The following is a 22,318-nucleotide window of genomic DNA, read 5'->3' as shown; positions in this document are numbered from 1 at the left end:
CTTCATCTTACCCCCACATTTATGATATTAAAAAAATATTAGCGAATATATTTCAAATTATATATTTAAATTTTTTCGGCACTTGTTCTAAACCAATTGAAATCAACATAACCACCAAATTCCTTTGTAGCATAGTTAAATAAACAAAATTTATTTCCCGTGAATATTTTTAAACTAAATCTCATTTTTAATTCATCACCAATATTTGTAAAATTTTTATTATCAATACTAAATGAAAAAGTTGCAGTTCCAGATCCAGCTGGAGCATCGCCCGTAAAAATATCTTCGGCACCCGATCCGTAAATTGCGTTAGCTTTTAAATAAATTTTATTTCCGTTAACTTCAGTCGAATCAATTATTTTTCCATTGTTAAACATAATCACATAATTTTTATTATTGTTTTTTCTTACTCCGATAAATGCATACGGATCTTGAAATATTGCTAATCCGGCAATATCACCATCTTTCATATTTTCAAAATTTAATTCTGTTGTTCCAACTGTTGCTAAAGTATCGGAATAATATGCAAACATTCTTTGTGTTAAAGTATTTTGTGCTTTTTGCAAGCTGTCAACAATTCTAACTGTTTTTAATCTTAAGTATCCGTGATTTTCTGAAAGTGACCATTTACTTTGTTCCGGATTATGATTCCATCCCCATTGCATTCCCAATTCTTGAGTATTAAATTCATCAGATGTGGGAAATATTTTTATTGGATATTCTTTTCCAACATTGGGCTTTTTATAATTAACTACAGCTTTTCCATCAACGCCAACCATTGGCCAACCATCAATCCAAGTCACCGGCTGCAATGATGGGAAACGACCGAAAGGACCGCTATCAACAAAAAGCATTGTCCACCATTCTCCAGTTTGAGTTTTAATTAGTGCTCCTTGATGTATGCCAAAGTTTGAGCCATGAGTTTTTTCACTAATTACAATTTTTTGTTCATATGGTCCGTAAATATTTTTTGAACGAAGAGCAACTTGAATTCCGTCTAGTCCTCCGTATGTGCAATACAAATAATAATAATCGTTAATTTTATAAACATGAGCACCCTCTAAACCTTTTCGAATATCGCCGACGTAAACAAGCGAATCTTTGCTTATTGGTGTAAAATTTTTATCAACTTCGGTAATTCTAATTTCACTATATCCATGAGCAACAAATATTCTTCCATCTTCATCAAAAAATAATCCAGGATCATAAAACCCTTTGGGTAATTTTTTAATTTCCCAAGAACCTTCAGCTTTTTCTGAGGAGCAAATAAATCCGCCTTCATCAAGAGTTATAAACAATAAATAAAATTTTCCTTTATTGTACTTTATACTTGTTGCCCATTGTCCGTGTCGATATCTATTACACCCATCAAGATTATAACATGGACTAAAATCAAATCTAGGAACCGCATTGCTACAATATTCCCAATTAACTAAATCTTTGGATTTAAGAACTGTTACTCCGGGGAAAATAAACATTGTTGTGGTAACCATATAATAAGTATCATCTACAAGAATCACATCTGGATCTGGAAAATCAGCCGCAATAACCGGATTTGTAAATGTACCATCCCCATTATCGCTGTGAAGTTTTTGTGCACTTAAATTGGTTGCAGATAAAATAATTATCATCAATAAAATTATTTTAGGTATAAACTTTTTTTTACTCATAATTTTACTCATACTATGCAATAATTATTTTTCTGTTTTTATTCTTAGAACAGTTAATGACATTGCCAGTAGATCACAATTAAATTTTGAATGAATTTTCATTGTTGATTTTTCTGGCATAATTTTTACAAGATTATCAAATGAATTTTCATCTTCCGGATCACCAAATAAAATTGTTTTCTCAGCTTCTGAATAAATTTTAAAATTTGATAAATCAATTTTAATTGATTTCATTTCAAGGCTTGCATTAACTAATTTTAAAATTATATCACCGCTTTCGCTATCTTTAACGCAAGATGAAGCTAAAGTCGTATCACTTTCATCAAATGAAATAATATTATCATAATACGTTTCACCTTGATTCGTCATAAACATTTTTTGAACATGGTAATTTGGTGTAAGTAAAATTTGATTATTGTCAAAAAATATCAAGTCGGTTTTCCACTGTGTAAAATCTTTTTTAGCAAGCATAGGTGCATATGATGCCATAACAACTACATCGCCATTTCTCTCTAACGACGTTAAATAAGCTGCTTCGGTAATTGCATTTATTATCTCGTTTCCCCAAGAAGCATATTCCCCAAGATAAACTTTCGATTTATTTCTATCGTATTTATCATAACGATTCTGATTTGCTAAAAGCCAATTGGGATCGACATAATAATGCTCATCAACAATTGGGATTTGTAATTCATTTGCTAATTTCCATCCTTTCTCAAAATCTTCTCCACTGTGAAAAGGTCCGGTTGTACCAATTATTGTTATTTCCGGATGTTTTGATTTTACAACTTCAAATATCATTTTAAATCTTTCTTGAAAATCCGGTGTCATTTTATCTTCATTGCCAATCCCAATAAATTCTAGATTAAATGGTTTTGGATGTCCAGCTTCAGCTCTCTTTTTACCCCAAGTTGAAGTAATTGGACCATTTGCCCATTCAATTAAATCAAGGATTTCTTGAATATATTCATCCATTTCATTCATTTGCAGTGCTTTCTGCCCAGTACCTCCAATTCTCCAGGTTCCTCCGGAATTCTGACAACTAACCGCAGCTGGCAATACCGGTAAAGGCTTTGCGCCAATATCTTCACAATATTGAAAATACTCAAAATATCCAAGACCGGTTGTTTGGTGATAACCCCATATATTTCTCTGTTCTTTTCTTTGTTCAATTGGACCGATTGTATTTTTCCACCTGTACATATTACCCAATCCATCGCCATGCACAAGACATCCTCCAGGAAAACGAATAAACTTTGGTTTCATATCGGCAAGTACTTGAGCAATATCATTTCTTAATCCATTTGTGCGATTAAGAAACGTTTTTTCCGGAAATAAAGAAATTACATCGATTGCAAATTTTCCTTTGGTTGATGCCAGAATCACTAATGTTGCACTGTCACTTTTTTCTGATGCAATTAAACTTGTTGAATATTTTTTCCAATCTTTTGAAGAAGTTGTAATTTGATTTTCAGCATATTTAATTTTGCCGGATGGACTTTGCAAACTTATTTTGAAATTAATTGGTTCTTCTGAATATTGATGTACAAAAAAAGTAAAATTATATTTTTCACCAGTCTTAATTACCATTCCGTTAAATCCGGAATTTTTTAAACCAACTCCGGTATCACCAATATAATTACCTTCATGTCCAACATGTTCAACATCAAGCACTATGTAATGCGGATTGTTTGAATGAATTGGTGAATTTGTTTCTACACTAATTCTTCCATAAGAAAACCCGGGTGAAATATATTCCCAGAAAGAAAAGGGATTCCAACTTTTTTGTTCTGTAGGATTATATTCAAACGAACGGTTTTGCACAAGCTCTGCATAAAGTCCGCCATCTGCTGCATAATTAATATCTTCAAAAAATAATCCAAATAAATTGGAGCTAATTTTTTTTCCATTGTTTGCTGATTGTGAAAATATTACTGTAGAAAATAACACACAAAATAAAATCAAGTTGAAAAGATTTTTTGTTATGTTAATTTCTACTCGGCAAAATATTTTATTAAATTTCTTCATTCTTTTAGCAATATTTTATTTGAATAATAATTGTGCTATGTTGAATAAATCATGACGCCAAACCGGCCAGGTATGTCCGCCGGGATATTCACTATATTGATAATTTATTTTCATCTCATCAAATTTTTGAATCATCAATTGGCAATTATTGTAAGCAATATCTTCTTTTCCACCCATCGAAATCCAAAATAATTTTAAATTTGTATTTATTTTATCAACATTGTTTCGTATAAAATCATATTGTGAATTCGCTAAATCTTTTTGCATCGGTTGGATCCAACCCGAACTAAAAACTCCCAAGTATGAAAACATTTCTGTATTGTTAATTCCGGCATAGAGTGTTTGAAGTCCGCCCATTGATAAACCAGCAAGTGCGCGATTTTTAGAATCTGTTTTAACTCGATAATTATTTTCAATAAATGGAATAACAGATTTTGATAATTCTGTTTCAAACATTTTTAAAACTTGATCACCGAACATTGGGGCATCAATATTTCCATCGGGCATTACAATAACCATTGGGACTGCTTTTTTATCTGAAATTAAATTATCTAAAATAATATCTGTTTTACCTTGAGTTGCCCATCCGCGTTCATCTTCGCCTCCACCATGCAATATATAGAGCACTGGATATTTTTCATTAACATTTTGATCATAACCGGGAGGAGTATAAATATAAACTTGTCGCCATCTGTTTAAGACATTTGAAAAATATTTTTTAATTCTTATATCACCATGAGGTACATCTTTCAATTCATAATAAAAATCATTTTTGTGTGGAATCTCAATTCCCGAAGCCATTCTACCCATACCGTAAAAAGTTTCACTTGCCGGATCGCAAACTGCAACGCCGTCAATCAATAATGAATAATAATGAAACCCTTCACAAATCGTATCGGTTATAATTTCCCAAACACCGCTTGTATCTTTTATCATATCATATTTTTTGCCCAAATCAATCTGAACATTTTTTGCTTCCGGAGCTTTTACTTGAAATATTACTCTATTATCTGGTAAAATCTGCGGATACTTTGCTCTTCTAACATTACTTGATGCCGGAATTCCCAAAGGGCTGCATTGTGAGAATTTTGTTTCGTCAACATTTTTAAATATTATTTTGGAAAACATATACAAACTATTTTTCCAAACTTTAAAATCATGTACTCCGGGTTCTATATAAAAAATATGTGGAATATTATTGTCTCTTGCATATTCATGTGTTCGTGTACTAAAAGGAATTAAGCCATCGTTATCTCCACATGAAATCCAAAGCAATTTTAATTTCTTTTTAGATTCTTCCAGATTTGGAAAAAGTTCCTTCGGATTTTTAGTATTTGGAGCAGAAGAAAACCCGCCAACCCAAGCAAATTTGTCTAAATTTCCAAGTCCAAAATTTAATGATTGACCGCCTCCCATTGATAAACCAGCAATTGCACGATGTTCTCTGTCAGTTAGAACTGGGAATGTTTTTTCAATAAAAGGAATAAGATCATTAAGTAAATCTTTTTCAAAATTTGCAAATGCATCAACTTTTTCTTTATCAAAAATATTTCCAATTGCTCGATCATCTTTCATTGCTCTGCCGTTTGGCATTACAACAATCATTGGCTCAATTTTATTTTCAGCATAAAGATTATCAAAAATTATTTGCGGCTGTGCACCTTTCAACCATTCTTTTTCATCTCCACCAATTCCATGTAAAAGATATAATACCGGATATTTTTTGTCTTTAGAAAATTCCGGCGGAGTATAAATTATTGCTTTTCTTTTTGTACCAACAGTTTTTGATTCATATGTAACTGAATCAATTTTTCCATGAGCAATATTTTCTCTATAAACGTCAAAGCCAATCGGAGCTTGCTTTTCAAGATTTTGTGCTTTTAAGTAATTGCAACTAAATAATAAAAAAACAATAAAAATTATTCGAATATTCATTTAATCTCCATGATCAATTAATTCAATTTTGTATTATTTTTTATGGTAATCATTGTTTTTATCAAATCTTTTAAATCTGAACTTTTTCCGTAAAATATTTCATACTCACCGGGTGTTACCATCATTTTATCATTGAATCTATCGTAAAATTCAAATGAATTATACGGCAAACTAATAACAGTATTTTCTTTCTTCCCGGCAGCTAAATAAACTCTTTGAAATCCCTTTAATGTTTTAAGTGGTCCATCAACATCTTTTAATTTTTTAACATAAACTTGGACTATTTCTGTTCCATCTATTTTGCCAGTATTTGAAACCGGAATTGTTATTTCTATTGATTCATTTTCCTTAATCGTGAATTTACTCAGTTTTGCTTCACCAATTGAAAAAGTAGTGTAACTTAAACCAAAGCCAAATGGGAAAAGGTGATCAGACATATATCTATAAGTTCTTCCTTGCATTGAATAGTCTTCAAAATCAGCAAGTTGCTGTAAATTTTTATAAAATGTAATTGGTAGTTTTCCAGATGGATTATAATCACCAAACAAAACATCTGCAACAGCTTGTCCACCGGATTCACCACCATACCAAGCTTGAAGAATTGCATCACAGCTTTCAGTTTCGGGAACTAATGCTATAGCTGATCCTGAGCAATTAACATAAATTACTTTCTTCCCAGCTTGTTTAAGAGCCTTAAGATAATTTCTTTGAACAGATGGAAGTTCAATTTCAGTACGATCACCGCCTTTAAAACCCGGATAAGAAACCGGCATTTCTTCGCCTTCCAATTGTGTTGAAAGTCCTCCAACAAAAATTACAGTCTCAATTTCATCTAATTTACTAATGAGTGCGTTATAATCTATATCTACTTCTTTCCCAAAATTAAATTCAATATTTGCTTGCCAGTCATTTAATTGAGCAAACTTAATTTCGATTTTATATTTTCTACCGCTCTCAACTTTAAATGGAATTCTTGAAGGAAGAGTTCTCCAATTTTCATATTTTCTAATTCTATTATCATCAACTAAAAGTTCAAATGAACCTGTTGCTCCACACTTGAAAACAATTTCTTCACTTTCAGTTGCTTCGAATACTGTTTCATATTTAGCAGAAAAACCTTCTAACTTAACTCCGGAAGCAAATTCATGTTGTCCAGCAGTAGTTAATTTTATTGGGTTTTCTAATTGGTCAGTAGTTACAATATCTCCGGTAAAATCTTTATTGTTCCAGTAAGTAGCTTTGAATCCTTTTTTTCCTTCAAAAGAACATTTTGCGAAATAACTATTTGTAACTTTATCTTCAACTAAATCACAACCTTTATCATAAAATATTTTATTTTCAGAAAGTTTGGTTTTAATTCCATCAAGAATTGTAATTGTTCTGAATGGTTTTCCGTTGTAATTTCCCCAAAGCATAACTTCGTCATCGGCATTAGGACCAATTACAGCAATCTTTTCAACAGATTTTTTAATAGGAAGAATATTATTTTTATTTTGAAGAAGTGTCATTGTTTGAAGTGCCATATCAAATGCGAGTTTTTTGTGCTCATCATTATTGACGATTGATATGGGAATTTTTGTCCATGGAACCAATTCATCTTTATCCATTTCACCTAAATCAAAACGACCTTTTAAAACTCTCATCAACCTAACATCAATTTCCTCCTCTTTTACTAATCCTCTTTCAACTGCTTCCGGTAATAATTTATAATTATGATTTATCCATTGACATTCAACATCAGTTCCAGCCAAAACGCCTTTAGCAGCAGCATGAACTGCATCTGATGAATATTTATGAGTAGTATAAAAATCTCCAATTGCACCGCAATCGGATACAACTAAATGTTTAAATCCCCATTCATCTCGTAAAATGTCTTGAAGTAAACGACCATTTGCACAACAAGGTTCATCATCCAAACGCTGATAAGCACACATAACTTGACGTACATCTGCTTCTTGAACTAATGATTTAAATGCCGGAAGATATGTTTCCCATAAATCCCGAGGATCAACATTATTTAGATTAAGTGAATGACGGCTCCACTCCGGGCCAGAATGAACAGCATAATGTTTTGCACAAGCAAGAAGTTTTTTATACTTTCCATCATCTGGACCTTGAAGACCTTTAACAACCGAAACTCCCATTCGTGAAGTTAAGTATGGATCTTCACCATAAGTTTCTTGTCCACGTCCCCAACGTGGGTCACGAAAAATATTAATATTAGGTGTCCAAACAGAAAGACTCAAGAAACGTTTATTTTCTAATCCTTTTTGTTGAGACTCATTATATTTTGCACGAGTTTCATCTGAAGTAGCGTTAAATATTTTGTATACAAGTTCGTCGTTGAATGAAGCAGCCATTCCAATTGGTTGTGGAAAAACTGTTACATCATTATTATTTGCAAGACCGTGCAGAGCTTCACTCCACCAATTAAATTTCTTAATTCCTAATCTTGGAATTGCATCTGATACGTCACACATTAATGCAGCTTTTTCTTCAATAGTTAGACGAGAAATCAAGTCATTCGCTCTTTCTTCTGAACTTAAATTTGGATTTTGATATGGATATGACTGCCCAAACAAATTCAAAGTAACCGTTATGGTTAATATTATTAAAAATATTTTTTTCATTATTCTCTCAATTTATTTTATAATCAATAAAATTTATTTTATAACAAAACCGGAATTTGGACTTAGCGTTAATTTAATTGGTTTTCTGTATGAAATAACCGATAGAGTAAGATCTTTTAAATCTTGTGAATCTTTAAATATTTTACCATTTGATTTGCTTTTGATAAATGACAAATCTAATGTTAAACTTATTTCTTTATCTTCAGAATTAATTCCAGCTATATACCATTCATTACCTTTTTTTCTTGCTAGTACAACATACTTACCGGGATAACCATCAATAAATTTTACGTCATCCCATGTTTCTGGTAAATTCTTCATAAATTCTTGAACAAAATCCTTTTGTATGTACATTCCTTTTGGTGTTTCAGCTATATGTTGAATTCCAGAAGTAAATAAAACAGATAACGCAATTTCAAATCCCTTTGTTGTTTTACGATTTATATTTGGAATTCCGGAAAAATTAACTGGTGTAAAATCCATTGGATCAAAAAGATTTCTTGTAAATGGAATTATTGCACAATGTGCTGCTTGGCGATCTGCATTCGATTGATCAAAAGTCACATATTCTTCACCACGAATTGATTCCATACTTACCAAATTTGGATAAGTTCTGTGCCATCCGCGCGGTAATGTACAACCATGAAAATTTACTGCAATTTTGTAATCAGCGGCATCTTTTAAAATATCAATATAATATTTCATCATCGACTGCCCATCACCTCCGAAGAAATCTACTTTTATTCCGGCAATTCCCATTTCTTGTAATTTTTGAAATTCATTTCTTCTTGATTCTTTTGAAATCATTTTATTATGTGGTGTAAGCGGAGTTGTATTCCAATCACCAGCAGAATTATACCACAATAGTATTTTCACATTTTTGGTTTTCGCATAATCTGCAAGCTCTTTTATTTTTTCATATCCAATTTGCTTATCCCAAAAAGCATCAATCAAACAATATTCCCAATTCATTTTGGAAGCAAAATCAATAAATCTTTTTTGAGTATCAAAATTTGTAGAATCATCTTTAAGAATTACCCAGCTCCAAGAAGCTATACCATGCTTGAGCCAAGAAGACACATCATATTTTTGTGGGATTGCTAAATCTGTTCCGATTGTTGATTCTACAAGTCCACCTAAATTTTCTGAAATTGCTATAATTCGCCAGGGCGTAAACCACGGTAAAGTTGATTCTGGTAATGCGGACTCATTTCCTCTGGTTTCTTGTGGCTGAGGAAATTGAATTGAATATTCGCCATCCGGTGAAAACTGACCTAACCGAGAACCGCAATAATTTGTATCAACTGCTGTTTCCGTAATACTTATCCAATAATTTTTAAAATTGAATAGTGCCGGGAATACCCAACCGGCTTGAAATGGAGAAACTGTTCCAACCGGAATTTCCATTTGATAATATTCTTCATAAGATGGCTGTGAAAAACTCCAACCAGTTCGTGCATCCGGGCAAGGCTGTAAAAATGCTTTGGTGGAAGTATCAAAATGAAAAGATGTTGCTTCATTATAAATTTTTAATTTCGCATCTGAATTTTCCGGAAAGTGATATCTAAATGCAACACCATCATTCGATACTTGGAAAATAATCTCTATTTTTTTTGAATCAGAATTTTTCAAATAAAATACTTTTTTATTTGCTGAATAATTGCATTCTAATCTTTTTCCATGAAGCAACTTATACTTATCATTTACAACTGTAACATTCGAAACTGAGTCAAGAATTAAATTAGCAGAAAAATTTCCATCGCTTCTCACAACTCCCAATTTAGACTGCTTAAAAATTGATTCACCCAAACTTGAAATTGAATAAACTGGTTCACCATTTTCAGTTATCCTAAAATTTATTGATAGTTTCTCGTTTGGACTTTTTAAGTCATAAATTTTATTCGCAAAAGAATCTTTTGCAAAACTTATTATTATGACAATAATTGCTAATCTGAATAATTTCATTATTTCCCTATAAAAATATTTTTTAATGTTTTATCAAGAAAAATTATTTAAATAACTTTTGTAATATTACACTCAGATAAAGTTTGCAGTTCATCCAAGTATGTCCGCCTTCCGAAATAAATTTTTCATAATTAATTTTCTTTTCATCAAGAATGTTTAAATAATCTAATACTACTTTATATAAAAAATCTTCTCTGCCAACTCCAATCCAAAATAATTTTAATTGTTGATTAGTAAGATTTGGATCAGCAAATGCGCCGGCATTATTTCTATCAAACTCTTCTTTCAACATTCCGGGAGCAAATCCGCAAACCCAGCTAAATTTGTCTTGATTATTCAAACCGAGATATAAAGTTTCGCCGCCGCCGCCGGAAAATCCCGCAATTGCATAATTGTCTTTACCTTCTTTTATTCTATAATTTTCTTTAACAAATGGCATGAGATTGTTTAAAAAATCTTTTTTAAATTCTTGAAGGTTTTCCCAATTTCTTAAACTTCCGGAAGATTTACTAATCGCTGGATAAGCCCTTCCATACGGCATTACGATAATCATTGGCTCAGCTTTTTGCTGATCAATTAAATTATCTAAAATGAAATTTGCTCTTCCGACTTTCGTCCAAGTTTCTTCGGTATCGGTTGTTCCATGAAGCAAGAATAGAACCGGATAATTCTTATCAATATTTTTTTCATAATCCGGAGGAGTATAAATTACTACTGGACGAATTCCAAGTTCTTCAGAATAATAATAACGATAAGAAACTGTTCCATGGGGTACATTTTGCACAGAATGAATTAGCGGTGTTTTATCATTAATTTCCACAACACTGTTTTGAAATCCTTCATTTGGAAATATTGCTGAATTATTTGGATCTGCAATACTTATTCCATCAACAATAAAACAGTATGGATACATATCTGGTTTTACCGGACCAACCGTTACACTCCAAATTCCTACAGAATCTTTTTCCATTAATTTTGGCTGTTTTTCAAATTGTGCATTAAGTTTTACTTCTTTTGCAGAGGGTGCAAGGAAATTAAATGTAACTGTAAAGTTTTCATTTACTTGTGGAGAAATAACAACCGGTCGGTTTCCAAATTGAGCGAAATAAATATTTGTAAATAATAAAGTCAGAATAATAATATGCAGAAATAATTTTTTTTCAGTTTTCATAATTTCCTTCATCTAATATTTAGTTTAACTTTTTCAACCATTTTAAAATTGGTTCCATCCATTCTTCAACTGGCTGAGATAATACAAATCCATGATTTCCTTTGGGATAAATATGCATCTCTGTCGGAACATTATTAGTCTTCAATGCTTTATAATATTCCAAACTATTTTCTACATCAACAACTTTATCATCTCCGGTATGAGTAACATAAGCTGGCGGTATGTTTTCATTTACTTGCAATTCATTTGAATAAAAATCAATTAATTCTTTTGTTGGATTTTTTCCTAAAAGATTTTCTCTAGATCCCAAATGAGTTAATCCTTCTTGCATACTAATTACCGGATAAATTAATATTTGAAAATCGGGTCGTAAATTTATGTTTGAATTATTTTCAATAATTTGCATATCAAAATGAGTTGCAGCTGTAGATGCTAAATGTCCGCCAGCAGAAAATCCCATAATGCCAATTTTAGATTTTTCTATTCCCCATTTCTCAGAATTTTCTCTCACTAATTTTATTGCTTGAAGTGCATCTTGAAGAGTACCATTTTTTTTATCAATCATTATTGAATCATTCGGAAGACGATATTTTAACAAAAATGCATTAACTCCATTTTTAGTAAATTCTTTTGCAGTTTTAATTCCTTCCATTTCATAAACAACAACGCCATAACCTCCGCCGGGACAAATAATAACAGCCAATCCGTTATTTTTATCTTTTTCGGCAAGAAATATTTCTAATTTAGGAATTGTTACTTTTGAGAACATTCCATTTTTAAATTCTTCCTTAATGTTTGATTTTTTCGAATTAGGAATTTCTCCGGAATACAAATCAATTATTTCTTGGGCTTGTGTTAAAGAAGTTATTACAAAAAATATCAGTAAAATATTTTTAACTAATTTCATTTCTTTCATCCTACATGATTTATTCTATTTAAATAACAATTGTGCAAATTGATATAAACTTCTACGCCAAGTAAGCCATTCGTGCGCTGTTTTAGGCGATTCATAATAAACATGTTTTACTCCGGCTTCATCTAACATTGCTCGAAATGCTCCAACAGAACCCGGAAACGGATTTGGTTCTTTTGTTCCTATTCCTAACCAGAATAATTTAATTTTTTCATTCAGCAAATTTCCGTCTTTGAAGATCCCATTCATAAATGTTTGTCTATCAATTTTATCACTGCTTGGATAATTTGATGTTCCGCTGAATCCGCCGATGCAAGAAAATTTTTCAAGATTATTCATTGTGATTCTTATTGTTTGATTTGCTCCCATTGAGAGACCAGCCATTGATCTATGTTCTCGATCTGCAATTGTTCTGTAAGTTGCATCAATCATTGGAATTATTTCTTGAATTAAAACTTCTTCAAACACAAATTTGGGTGGAGTTTTTTTATCAGAGTTTTGAGATTCTTCAAACGCATAACCATTATCCATAACAATAATCATTGGTATTGCTTTATTTTCTGCAATTAAATTATCCAAAATCAGATTTGCAAAACCTTGATTTCTCCAGCCGGTTTCATCTTCAAAACTTCCGTGCTGCAAATACAAAACAGGAAACCTATTAAATGTATTTTCATTATATTCCGGTGGAGTATAAACAAAACATCTGCGCCATTTTTTTGTAATTTTAGAAAAGTAATACTGTTCACAAACATTTCCATGCGGAACATTTTTTAATTCATAGAAATCTTTATCATTAGCAGGAATTTCAATTCCGCTTCCCCAACGACCAGCACCATAAAAGTATAAACTTCCGGGATCGGGAACTGCAGCACCATCAACCCAAATTTGATAATAATGAAATCCTTCATCTTGCGGATCAGATTCTCCAATCCAAATGCCGTCTGTATTTTTTTTAAGATCATATTTCACAGCACTAATATCAAGCTGAACTCGTTTTGATTCCGGAGCTGAAATTGAAACTCGAACTCTGCCTTCAGAATTTACTTGAGGAAATTCTTTTCCCGGCTGAACTGTTGACGATGGTTTAAAATCTTCAACAATAGTTTGTGCAAAGTTTATGTTGATTGATAAAATTATCAGAATAAGAATTAACTTTAATTCAAATTTTTTCATAAAAAAATCCTTATTTATTAAATACTAACTGTGCAAATTCATTTAAACAACGTCTCCATGTCTGCCATTCGTGGGCAGTTTCAGGCGAAACATAAAAATGAGCATTTATTCCTTCCTTAGATATTTCTTCCGTATTTTTTTCCGGATCTCCGCCAAAACCTCTTCCGCCATTTCTAAAGTTTTCAAGTTCTCTGCCTCCAGTACCAACAAATACAAGTTTTACTTTTTCTTTAAAACCAGGAGTATTATTAACATCTTCCAGATTTATACTTCCGCCGCTAAAAAGACCAATTTGAGAAAATGTATCCAGTTTTTTTAGGGTAACAAGTTTTGTTTCAAAACCACCCATTGAAAGACCAGCCATAGCCCTATTTGGTTGATCTGTTAGAGTTCTAAAATTTGAATCAATGTATGGAATAAGTTCATCCACTAAAACTGTTTGAAAAGGTGTAATATCAAAATTTCTCAGTCCGCCCATTTTTACATCATTTGTCATTCCGTAAGTCATTACAATTATAAATGGATTTGCTTTTCCGGAAGCTATAAGATTATCCATAATAAAATTTGTTTTGCCTTGGTTAGGCCAGCCATATTCGTTTTCTCCATATCCATGTTGAAGATAAAGCACCGGATATTTTTTATTTACATTTTTTTCATAATCCGGAGGAGTATAAACAAATGCTCTGCGAGAAGTGTTTGTACTTTTTGAAGGAAAATAAATTTCTCTTATCTGACCGTGAGGAACATCTTTTAATTCATAAAATTCTTGATCGTGCGCGGGAACATCTACTCCGCTTCCCCAACGCATTGCACCAAAATAATATAAACTGTTTGGATCCGGCACTGCTGCACCATCAATCCAAAGTTGATAATAATGAAAACCTTCATCTTGCGGTGCAGATTCACCAGTCCATACACCAGCTGTATCTTTGTTTAAATCATATTTTACTGCACTAATATCCAATTGAACTTTGTGCGCATCCGGTGCGGAAATACTTGTTCTAACTCTTCTTTCTGAATTAACTTTTGGAAACTCTTTGCCCGGTTGATTTGAAACCGTTTTAAAATCTTCAATAATTTTTTCTTGCTCTGATTGCGCAAAATTTGCTCTGCTTAATAGCAAAACAAAAATCAATATTTTAATTGATTGTTTCATTTTCTCTCCTTTTTAAATTCAACTTTTACTTTTTAAATTGATTTCTTTGTTTATTATTTACAATACTTTTAATTCATTATTTATCGTTTAAAACATTATTAAACCGATTCAATTTTTAATAGTAAAATATACAAAACTTTCTGATTGTTAATTTTATTTAAAGAATAATTGTAATGTTTCTGTTAGATAATGTCTGGAGTTCATCCACGTATGACCTCCGCCGGTAATCAATGTTTTATGTTCGATATTTTTTTCTTTCATAATTTCCATAAATGTTGTTGCTTGTTTATAAAGAAAATCATCGCTGCCAACGCCAAGCCATAAAAGTTTTAAATTTTTATTTGTCAATTCCGGATTTGAATAAATATTTTCAAAATACTTATCGAAAACTTCTCCTGTTAAAAATGCACTGTATGAACAGATCCAAGCAAATTTATCAAAGTTCATAAATCCTGCAAATAATGATTGACCGCCACCTCTTGAAAATCCGGCAATTGCACGATGTTCTCTATCAGCAATAACTCTATAATTCTCTTCAACGTAAGGAATTATATTTGTGGTTAAATCATCACTAAATAATTTATACATATCTGCGGCTTGAATAGTATTCGGATCCGGAGTGCCGCATAACATATTTCCATATGGCATAACAACAATCATAGGAACTGCTTTGTTTTGCGCAATTAAATTATCAAGAACATAATTTGTTCTTCCAACTTTAAACCAAGTTTCTTCCGTATCTGTTGTTCCACTAACTAAATAAAATACGGGATAATTATTATTGCTTTTTTCATAACCCGGGGGAGTATAAATTAAAAGCGGTCGTGTTACTTTTAATGTTTCCGAGTAGTAATAGCAATAAGTTACTTTTCCATGTGGTACATTTTGAGTAGAATAAAGATCGGTTTGCTCTCCGGGAATATCTACCAAACTGCTTTTAAATCTCTCATTCGGGAAAATATTTAAATTGTTCGGATCAGCAATTGAAATTCCATCAACAATAAAATTATATGGATAAATATCCGGCTCAATTGGCCCTAATGTAATAGACCAAATTCCGGAGCTATCCTTTTCCAATTTTTGATTTGATTTAAGAAATTGCGCACTTAATTCAACAATTTTAGCATTCTTAGCCATAATCTTAAAAGTAACAGATTTATCATTATTGAAAACTGGTGAATCAACCGGCTGTCTTCTAAAATTCTGAGCAACTATTTGATTTGAGAAAGTTGCAATACAAATAATTATTATTAATTTTGAAAATATTTTTTTCATTTTCCCACTAAGATTATTTTTTTCATTGACTTAATTATTTCAAAATTTTATGGTAATATTTTTACAATTATTCTTTTATAACTGCACAAATTTGGCTCACCCTTATCCGTAACTTTAAGAATAAAATGTGCGGTTTCTTCTTTTTCAACCTTTGGAGCAATGACATAAGCTCCATGAGAATTTTCAGATCCTTCTATTTTAATTAATGTTTTATACGTTCCAGCTTCTGGATAATTGAACCATAAGAAACTGAAATTATCTCCATCCGGATCGCTTGTATTAAATGCATCCATTCCAAAACCTTGTCCGGATTTAACTGTAATTTCTTCAGCATTATCTAAAACAATAACAGGTGGATGATTGGCTTCTTGGAATGATTTTTTACACCAATCCATTCTTGCAGCAAAATCATTTTGAAAATCATCTCTCCAACGCCACATTGTAACTTTGTTATCATTGAAAGAAACTGAATCTAATTTTACAGTTCTGCCAAATTCATTTGAAATATATGGTGTAAAATTATCCACAGCGTTCGTCCATATTATTCTTGTTTCAGGTTCAAAAGGAACTCCCGAACCGCCTTTTTTCTGAGTAGAAAAATCAGGTTTATAAAACTCGTATCTTCCACCCCAACCGCCCCATTCTGGATGTTCTGGATTGTTTAAGCCATTTGGTATTAAAGATAAAAATGATGGAGTATCTCCCTCCATTCCCCAAGCAACATCCGGATAAACTGCTCCAAGTGGACCATGAGATTGCTGTATATTTTTCGAAAGCCATGAATTACTAATTGAAGTATTATCAATATTTTTTACATAAGTATTAATTGCACTCCAAGTTGCACTGCCATAATCATCACCAGGGCTAACAATATAAAATAAATCCGAAAAATTATTTCTAATCCAAATGCCACTATCATCTTGATCAGAAATTGTATAAACACGAAGTTTAGCAATTAATTTTTTCTGTTCTTTTTCTGATTTTGTATTTTTTATTTTAAATAAGGATTGTGCAAGTGTATTTGAACCGCCCCAAACTGAAATCCATAAAGGGCGATCATCATTTCTTTCAAGTTCATTAATTATCCAATCAGAACCTTCTGAATCTTTGTTTTCCCCAACACCCAACATCCCATATTCCGGAAGTCCTTTTTTAATTATTGAAAATAAATTTTCTGCTTTGGGAAAATTTGGATTATGTATTAATAAATTTGGTTGAACTTTTTCATAAGCTTGAACAATTTTTTTTATTGATTCCGGATTGATTTTAGTTTTCATCCAACAAGAAGTTGTTGCAATTATTCCTTTTATATCAATTTCATTTGAATATAATAATAATCGTACTAAAGATTGTGTATCATCCGGATCAGCTTCAATATCAGTAAGTATTATCACTCTGTGCTTTTGAATACTTTGTGCAAATAATAGGTTTGTTACTATTAAAAAGAGAAACACAATAAAATATTTGCTTAGAAATTTCATAAAAATTTATATTTATTTAATTGTGAATTCATAACTCTGCCCAACTTCAGTTTGAATATCATATAAAAATGTTTCTCTAATATTTAATTTATTCAGCTTAGCTTTATCTGAAATTAGCGGAGCTTTATTTTTAGGTGTTTGGTAAAATGAATTACTGTTTTCTCCTTCAGCAATTTTCAAAAAATTATTATCTGAATTCAATTCATCATAAACACGGATTCTGCAATTTCCACCTATTGTTGATTTAATAATTAGATTTGCAATTTTACTATCTTTCCATTCTAATTTTTCAACAACAAATCCGCCTCTCGCTCTAAGTCCGGAAATGCTTCCATTTTCCCAAACATTTGGTAATGCCGGTAAAATGAAAATTGCTCCATCATCGCTTTGCATAAGCATTTCAGTAATACCGGAAGTAAATCCAAAATTGCCATCGATCTGAAACGGTGGATGCGCATCAAACATATTAGTATATGTTCCGCCTTTTTCGAATGAATCTTTCTCAACCAAATTTATTTGATCTTTGATTAATTTGTAAGCATGATTTCCATCCAAGAAATTTGCCCACAAATTTATTTTCCAATTCATAGACCAGCCTGTCGAAGGATCACCTCGATAAATTAAGGATGTTCTAGCTGCATCAAATAATTCCGGAGTTCTGAATGCGGAAATTTGATTAGAGGGAAATGCACCATATAAATGTGAAACATGACGATGTTTATCTTCCGGATTATCCCAATCTTCAATCCACTCTTGTAATTGCGAATGCTGACCAATTTGCATTGGCGGTAATTTTGCAAGAACAGAATTCATCGTATCAATAAATCTATTATCAGTTTTCAGAATTTTTGCAGCTTTTATAGTTTTTGAAAATAGATCAAATAGTAATTGATTATCCATCGTTGTTCCATAAGATATAGATGATTCAGGATGAATCGATGGAGAATTTTCCGGAGAATTGGAGGGAGAAACCACTAACCATTTATTTTTTAGTTCTTCAATTAAAAAGTCTAAATAAAATTCAACTGCACCTTTCATAACTGGATAAATATTTGCCAAATATTTTTCATCACCGCTATACTCATATTTTTCAAATAGATGCTGGCAAAACCAAGCGCTTGCCATAGGCCACATTCCCCAATATGCTCCGTCAACTGGTCCAGTTATTCTCCATAAATCCGTATTGTGATGTAGCATCCATCCATTTGCACCATACATATCTTTCGCAGTTTTTCTTCCAGACTCAGAAACTTCTTTAATCATTTGAATGAACGGTTCATTCATTTCACTAAGATTTGTTGGCTCTGAAGGCCAATAATTCATTTCTGTATTTATATTGACTGTATATTTGCTATCCCATGGCGGATAAAGATCTTTGCACCAAATTCCTTGTAAATTTGTGGGCTGACCTCCGGGACGTGAAGAAGAAATTAATAAATATCTTCCAAATTGAAAATATAGTGAAGCAAGTTGAGGATCGTTTCCGTTTGCAAAATTTTTAATTCTTATATTGGTTGGATTTTTAACAGAATCTGTAATTCCTAAATCAATTGAAACACGATTAAAATATTTTTGAAAATCAGAAATGTGATTACTTTTAATTTGATTAAAATCTTTTGTAAAAGTATTTTCAAGATATGAATTAGCCAATAGATTTGGGTCACCACTTATATCATTATAGTTTTTATAACTTGATGCTATCGAAATAAAAATTATTGCTTCGTTTGAATTTTGTATAGTTAAACTGCTATCATTGGAAAATATTTTTCCGCCATCAATTTTTATTTTTACGTTTGCTTGGAATTTTAATGCACCCTTTATTGAATCGCAATCCGTTGTTATTCCGGACATTATCAATAAATCATTACCAATTGTTTTCACATCAACTTTTGTCGGACGATTCATTGTTGCAGTAAAATTAATTTTTTCATTTTCACTAGCTGATATTCTTAGAACAATTACTTGATCTGGAAACGAAGATAAAATTTCTCTTTTAAAAGTTACTCCATCAACTTCATATATAGTTGTGGAAATTGCATTTTCAATATTTAATTCTCTATAATAATTTTTGTAATTAGAATGATTAGGAAAAGTTAGATTTAAATTTCCAACAGTTTGATAAGGCATTCCATGAGAATTTTTACTAATAAATTTTTGATTAATTATATCTTGCGCTTCTTTAGATTTCCCTTCAAAAAGTAATTTGCGAACAATCGGTAAAGCTTCTTTTGCTTCGAGATTATCATTTCTATGAGGCTGCCCAGCCCAAACTGTACTTTCATTTAATTGAATAATTTCATTTTGCGGATCACCATAAACCATTGCGCCAAGTCTGCCATTACCGATTGGCAATGCTTCAATCCATTGTTTAGCTGGTTTATCATACCATAATTTTAACAAAGTTTCACTTTGTGCATAAAAATTTGCTACGCTTAAAAAAGACAAAACAATTACATTTATTGCGCATCGTATTGTTTTATTTTTTAGATAGTTCATTTCATCCTTCTGAAAAAATATTTTGGTCATTTTATTTAACCAACCTAACAAAATAAACTGCTCCGGCAGTGCTGTTCGGCAGAGCTTGAAATTTTATCCTAACGAATTCTTTATCTTCTATCATAGAATTTGGAATTTTATATTCAACATCTATAAATTCTGATTGATACCATCTTCCGGTATTATCTTCGCTTATTAATTTTTCATCATCAATAAAAATGTCAAACTTTCTGCTTCCCCATTCATAACCATAATAACGTACAATTAATGATAAATTATTTTCCCCATTTGTTGCTAAACTATAACTGAAATATCCTCCGTCTTTTGCATCGCGCCAAAATTCATCAAAAAAAACTCCAGTACTAGAATTTGAAGTTTGTATTAAATGATCAGTTTCAGGTTGCTGTTCTCCAGGAGCAACAAAATCTAAAGTACGATTTTCCAAAGCAAGTTTTGCTTTTTCATCTGCAGCAATAGAATCAATACGCGATTCATATTGACTATTTGTTAAAGCCATCCAATACATCATATATCTTGAATCATGAATTTTGAAAAATGGTTCAAGTATAATTTCAATAGGATTAATGAGATTTAAATCCGGATCTTTAAATGTGAATGGTTTATTTTCAACCGGAATTAATTTGCTTGATAAATTCTTAATGTCATCAGAAATTATGATTGGAGATTTATCTAAAGGCAACCTTTTACCACTTGCATATTGCGACCAACGTCCGTCATCAGCTATTAATCCAGCTAAATCTTCCGTCCCAGTTTTAGCACCAAGTAGAATTGGACCATGAAGAAATGCAATGTATTCTGAAACGTTAGGCAGACTTTCTATAGAATTATGCATTGGTAAAAATATTTCAATTGTATCACCAATATTCCATAAACGTTCTATCGCAAAATATGATGAAGAAGAAGCCGTCACCGGAAAAGTTTCACCGTTAATTAAAACTTTTAATTCACCTTCATTAACCCATGATGGATATCTAATCATTACTTTAAATTTAGATGAACCTTCAGTAATTATTAATTTTGTCTTTTCTTCATATGGAAAATTGGTTTCTTGTTTTATTTTAATTTGCTTTTCATTCCAATTTAATTCTGAAGCGATAAATAGATTAACAAAAAGTGAATCATTATGATGTGTATAAATTAATTGATTGTATTTACCATGATTCTCCATTCCGGTTCCAACGCAGCACCACATTGCTTCGTTTGGAGCTGAATAAACTCTATAATGTTTAGGGCGTGCTGGAGTAAAATAAACGTATCCGCCATGTTCCGGATGTTGTGTCGATAAAATATGATTGTAAAGTGTTCTCTCGTAATAATCAATATACTTAGCAGATTTATATGTTCGGAACAAATCTTCTGTTAACTTAAGCATGTTATACGAATTACATGATTCCGGACCATCAATATCAATTATATAATCTTTTGAAGCTTTAACTGTAGGAAAATGCTCCTTTCTGCTGTTACCGCCAAAAACAAGTGTTCGATTTTTTGTAACAGTTTCCCAAAAATAACTGCCAGCATCTGCAAATATTTTATCACCGGTAATTTCTGCAATTCGTTGAAAACCAATAAACTTGGGAATTTGTGTATTAGCATGAGTATTATCAAGATTATCTATTTTTTGTGATAATGGATCAAGAAATTTATTATGAGAGAAACGTTTTGCAGCATTAATATATTTGTCATCATTAGTAATTTGATATGCATCTGCAAAAATTTCATTCATTCCGCCGTGTTCGGAATCAAGCATTATTTGCATTTGTTCATCAGATAATTGTGATGTAATATTTATCGCCCAATCACAAAAATCAAGAAACATTTCTTTTGATATTTCATTTCCGGTATAAAGCCAAGCATCTCTTAATCCGGCAAACATTTTATGCAAATTGTACCAAGGAGCCCAAGAAGATTTGTAAACTTTAAACTCTCCATTCTTTAAATTATTCCAAATCTCTTTGCTGTTTGGCATTCCGCCAATATAATTAACTCCCCATTCGGTATTGTTTATTGCGTTTGAATCTTGACAAATTTTTAATTCGGCAAGCATATATTCAATGCGCTTTTTACACTCAAGATTTCCGGTGGCTGCATAATTCATTGCCATTGCAGTTAAATAATGTCCGCCGACATGACCATCTAATCCATCCCAATTTGGGTAGCATGGAGCTTTAAGTTTCAGACCAGCTTCTTTACGATAAGGAGCTAATAATCGATCAACATCATATTCTAACAAAACTTTAATATTTAAATCGCGTGCGTGTTGAAAAGGTCCTTCAAGTAATTTTACATCTTGTAATGGAAATAAATTTGGATATAATTTTTCTTGAGATTTTAAAATTGAAGAAATAGAAATTAACAATGCTAAAATCAAAATCATTTTTTTTATTAAATTGTTTTTCAT

13 protein-coding genes are annotated in these 22,318 nt (G+C 31.6%); all 13 read right to left on the bottom strand.

Translation table 11 applies throughout. The features are described 5' to 3' along the window. Nucleotides 1-65: 65 nt before the first annotated feature. A complete protein-coding gene (locus IPH62_13335) occupies nucleotides 66-1,670 on the bottom strand; it encodes a glycoside hydrolase 43 family protein (GenBank protein ID MBK7106258.1) in 1,605 nt (534 codons plus the stop codon). A gap of 24 nt (nucleotides 1,671-1,694) precedes the next feature. Next, on the bottom strand, nucleotides 1,695-3,698 hold the full coding sequence (locus tag IPH62_13330; GenBank protein MBK7106257.1) for an alpha-N-arabinofuranosidase: 2,004 nt from the start codon (nucleotides 3,696-3,698) through the stop codon (nucleotides 1,695-1,697). Nucleotides 3,699-3,713: 15 nt separating this feature from the next. Then, entirely contained in the window at nucleotides 3,714-5,633 is a 1,920-nt protein-coding gene (locus IPH62_13325; GenBank protein ID MBK7106256.1) for an esterase, read from the bottom strand. 17 nt (nucleotides 5,634-5,650) lie between these two features. Beyond that, a complete protein-coding gene (locus IPH62_13320) occupies nucleotides 5,651-8,263 on the bottom strand; it encodes a glycoside hydrolase family 3 C-terminal domain-containing protein (protein ID MBK7106255.1) in 2,613 nt (870 codons plus the stop codon). A 33-nt stretch (nucleotides 8,264-8,296) separates the two neighbouring features. Beyond that, nucleotides 8,297-10,228, bottom strand: coding sequence for a glycoside hydrolase family 97 catalytic domain-containing protein (locus IPH62_13315; GenBank protein MBK7106254.1), 1,932 nt, complete (start codon nucleotides 10,226-10,228; stop codon nucleotides 8,297-8,299). Between the two features lie 43 nt (nucleotides 10,229-10,271). Beyond that, on the bottom strand, nucleotides 10,272-11,399 hold the full coding sequence (locus IPH62_13310) for an esterase (protein ID MBK7106253.1): 1,128 nt from the start codon (nucleotides 11,397-11,399) through the stop codon (nucleotides 10,272-10,274). 19 nt (nucleotides 11,400-11,418) lie between these two features. Further along, on the bottom strand, nucleotides 11,419-12,306 hold the full coding sequence (locus tag IPH62_13305; protein MBK7106252.1) for an alpha/beta hydrolase: 888 nt from the start codon (nucleotides 12,304-12,306) through the stop codon (nucleotides 11,419-11,421). A 24-nt stretch (nucleotides 12,307-12,330) separates the two neighbouring features. After that, nucleotides 12,331-13,488 carry an esterase gene (locus IPH62_13300; GenBank protein ID MBK7106251.1) on the bottom strand — a complete coding sequence of 386 codons (1,158 nt, stop codon included), beginning with the start codon at nucleotides 13,486-13,488 and terminating at the stop codon, nucleotides 12,331-12,333. A 10-nt stretch (nucleotides 13,489-13,498) separates the two neighbouring features. Further along, complete coding sequence (locus IPH62_13295) at nucleotides 13,499-14,644, bottom strand: esterase (protein MBK7106250.1); 1,146 nt, start codon at nucleotides 14,642-14,644, stop codon at nucleotides 13,499-13,501. A gap of 153 nt (nucleotides 14,645-14,797) precedes the next feature. After that, the gene (locus tag IPH62_13290; GenBank protein ID MBK7106249.1) at nucleotides 14,798-15,919 is read right to left on the bottom strand and encodes an esterase; all 1,122 of its coding nucleotides are present in this window, start codon (nucleotides 15,917-15,919) and stop codon (nucleotides 14,798-14,800) included. A 47-nt stretch (nucleotides 15,920-15,966) separates the two neighbouring features. Beyond that, on the bottom strand, nucleotides 15,967-17,400 hold the full coding sequence (locus IPH62_13285) for a DUF1593 domain-containing protein (GenBank protein MBK7106248.1): 1,434 nt from the start codon (nucleotides 17,398-17,400) through the stop codon (nucleotides 15,967-15,969). Between the two features lie 12 nt (nucleotides 17,401-17,412). Then, entirely contained in the window at nucleotides 17,413-19,896 is a 2,484-nt protein-coding gene (locus IPH62_13280; GenBank protein MBK7106247.1) for a glycoside hydrolase family 95 protein, read from the bottom strand. Between the two features lie 31 nt (nucleotides 19,897-19,927). Then, nucleotides 19,928-22,318: a glycoside hydrolase family 127 protein gene (locus tag IPH62_13275; protein ID MBK7106246.1), complete on the bottom strand. Its 2,391-nt coding sequence runs from the start codon at nucleotides 22,316-22,318 to the stop codon at nucleotides 19,928-19,930.

It is taken from the genome of Ignavibacteriota bacterium, assembly GCA_016708125.1.
GTDB lineage: Bacteria > Bacteroidota > Ignavibacteria > Ignavibacteriales > Melioribacteraceae.
Note: the sequence above shows the minus strand (reverse complement) of the source record. Positions and strands in the feature narration are given on the sequence as shown.

What these genes read in the sequence shown, in the direction of transcription:
- IPH62_13335 (MBK7106258.1), bottom strand. Translation starts at nt 1,670, where the DNA reads ATGAGTAAAAAAAAGTTTATACCTAAAATAATTTTATTGATGATAATT.
- IPH62_13295 (MBK7106250.1), bottom strand. Translation starts at nt 14,644, where the DNA reads ATGAAACAATCAATTAAAATATTGATTTTTGTTTTGCTATTAAGCAGA.
- IPH62_13300 (MBK7106251.1), bottom strand. Translation starts at nt 13,488, where the DNA reads ATGAAAAAATTTGAATTAAAGTTAATTCTTATTCTGATAATTTTATCA.
- IPH62_13290 (MBK7106249.1), bottom strand. Translation starts at nt 15,919, where the DNA reads ATGAAAAAAATATTTTCAAAATTAATAATAATTATTTGTATTGCAACT.
- IPH62_13280 (MBK7106247.1), bottom strand. Translation starts at nt 19,896, where the DNA reads ATGAACTATCTAAAAAATAAAACAATACGATGCGCAATAAATGTAATT.
- IPH62_13285 (MBK7106248.1), bottom strand. Translation starts at nt 17,400, where the DNA reads ATGAAATTTCTAAGCAAATATTTTATTGTGTTTCTCTTTTTAATAGTA.
- IPH62_13320 (MBK7106255.1), bottom strand. Translation starts at nt 8,263, where the DNA reads ATGAAAAAAATATTTTTAATAATATTAACCATAACGGTTACTTTGAAT.
- IPH62_13315 (MBK7106254.1), bottom strand. Translation starts at nt 10,228, where the DNA reads ATGAAATTATTCAGATTAGCAATTATTGTCATAATAATAAGTTTTGCA.
- IPH62_13275 (MBK7106246.1), bottom strand. Translation starts at nt 22,318, where the DNA reads ATGAAAAACAATTTAATAAAAAAAATGATTTTGATTTTAGCATTGTTA.
- IPH62_13305 (MBK7106252.1), bottom strand. Translation starts at nt 12,306, where the DNA reads ATGAAATTAGTTAAAAATATTTTACTGATATTTTTTGTAATAACTTCT.
- IPH62_13310 (MBK7106253.1), bottom strand. Translation starts at nt 11,399, where the DNA reads ATGAAAACTGAAAAAAAATTATTTCTGCATATTATTATTCTGACTTTA.
- IPH62_13325 (MBK7106256.1), bottom strand. Translation starts at nt 5,633, where the DNA reads ATGAATATTCGAATAATTTTTATTGTTTTTTTATTATTTAGTTGCAAT.
- IPH62_13330 (MBK7106257.1), bottom strand. Translation starts at nt 3,698, where the DNA reads ATGAAGAAATTTAATAAAATATTTTGCCGAGTAGAAATTAACATAACA.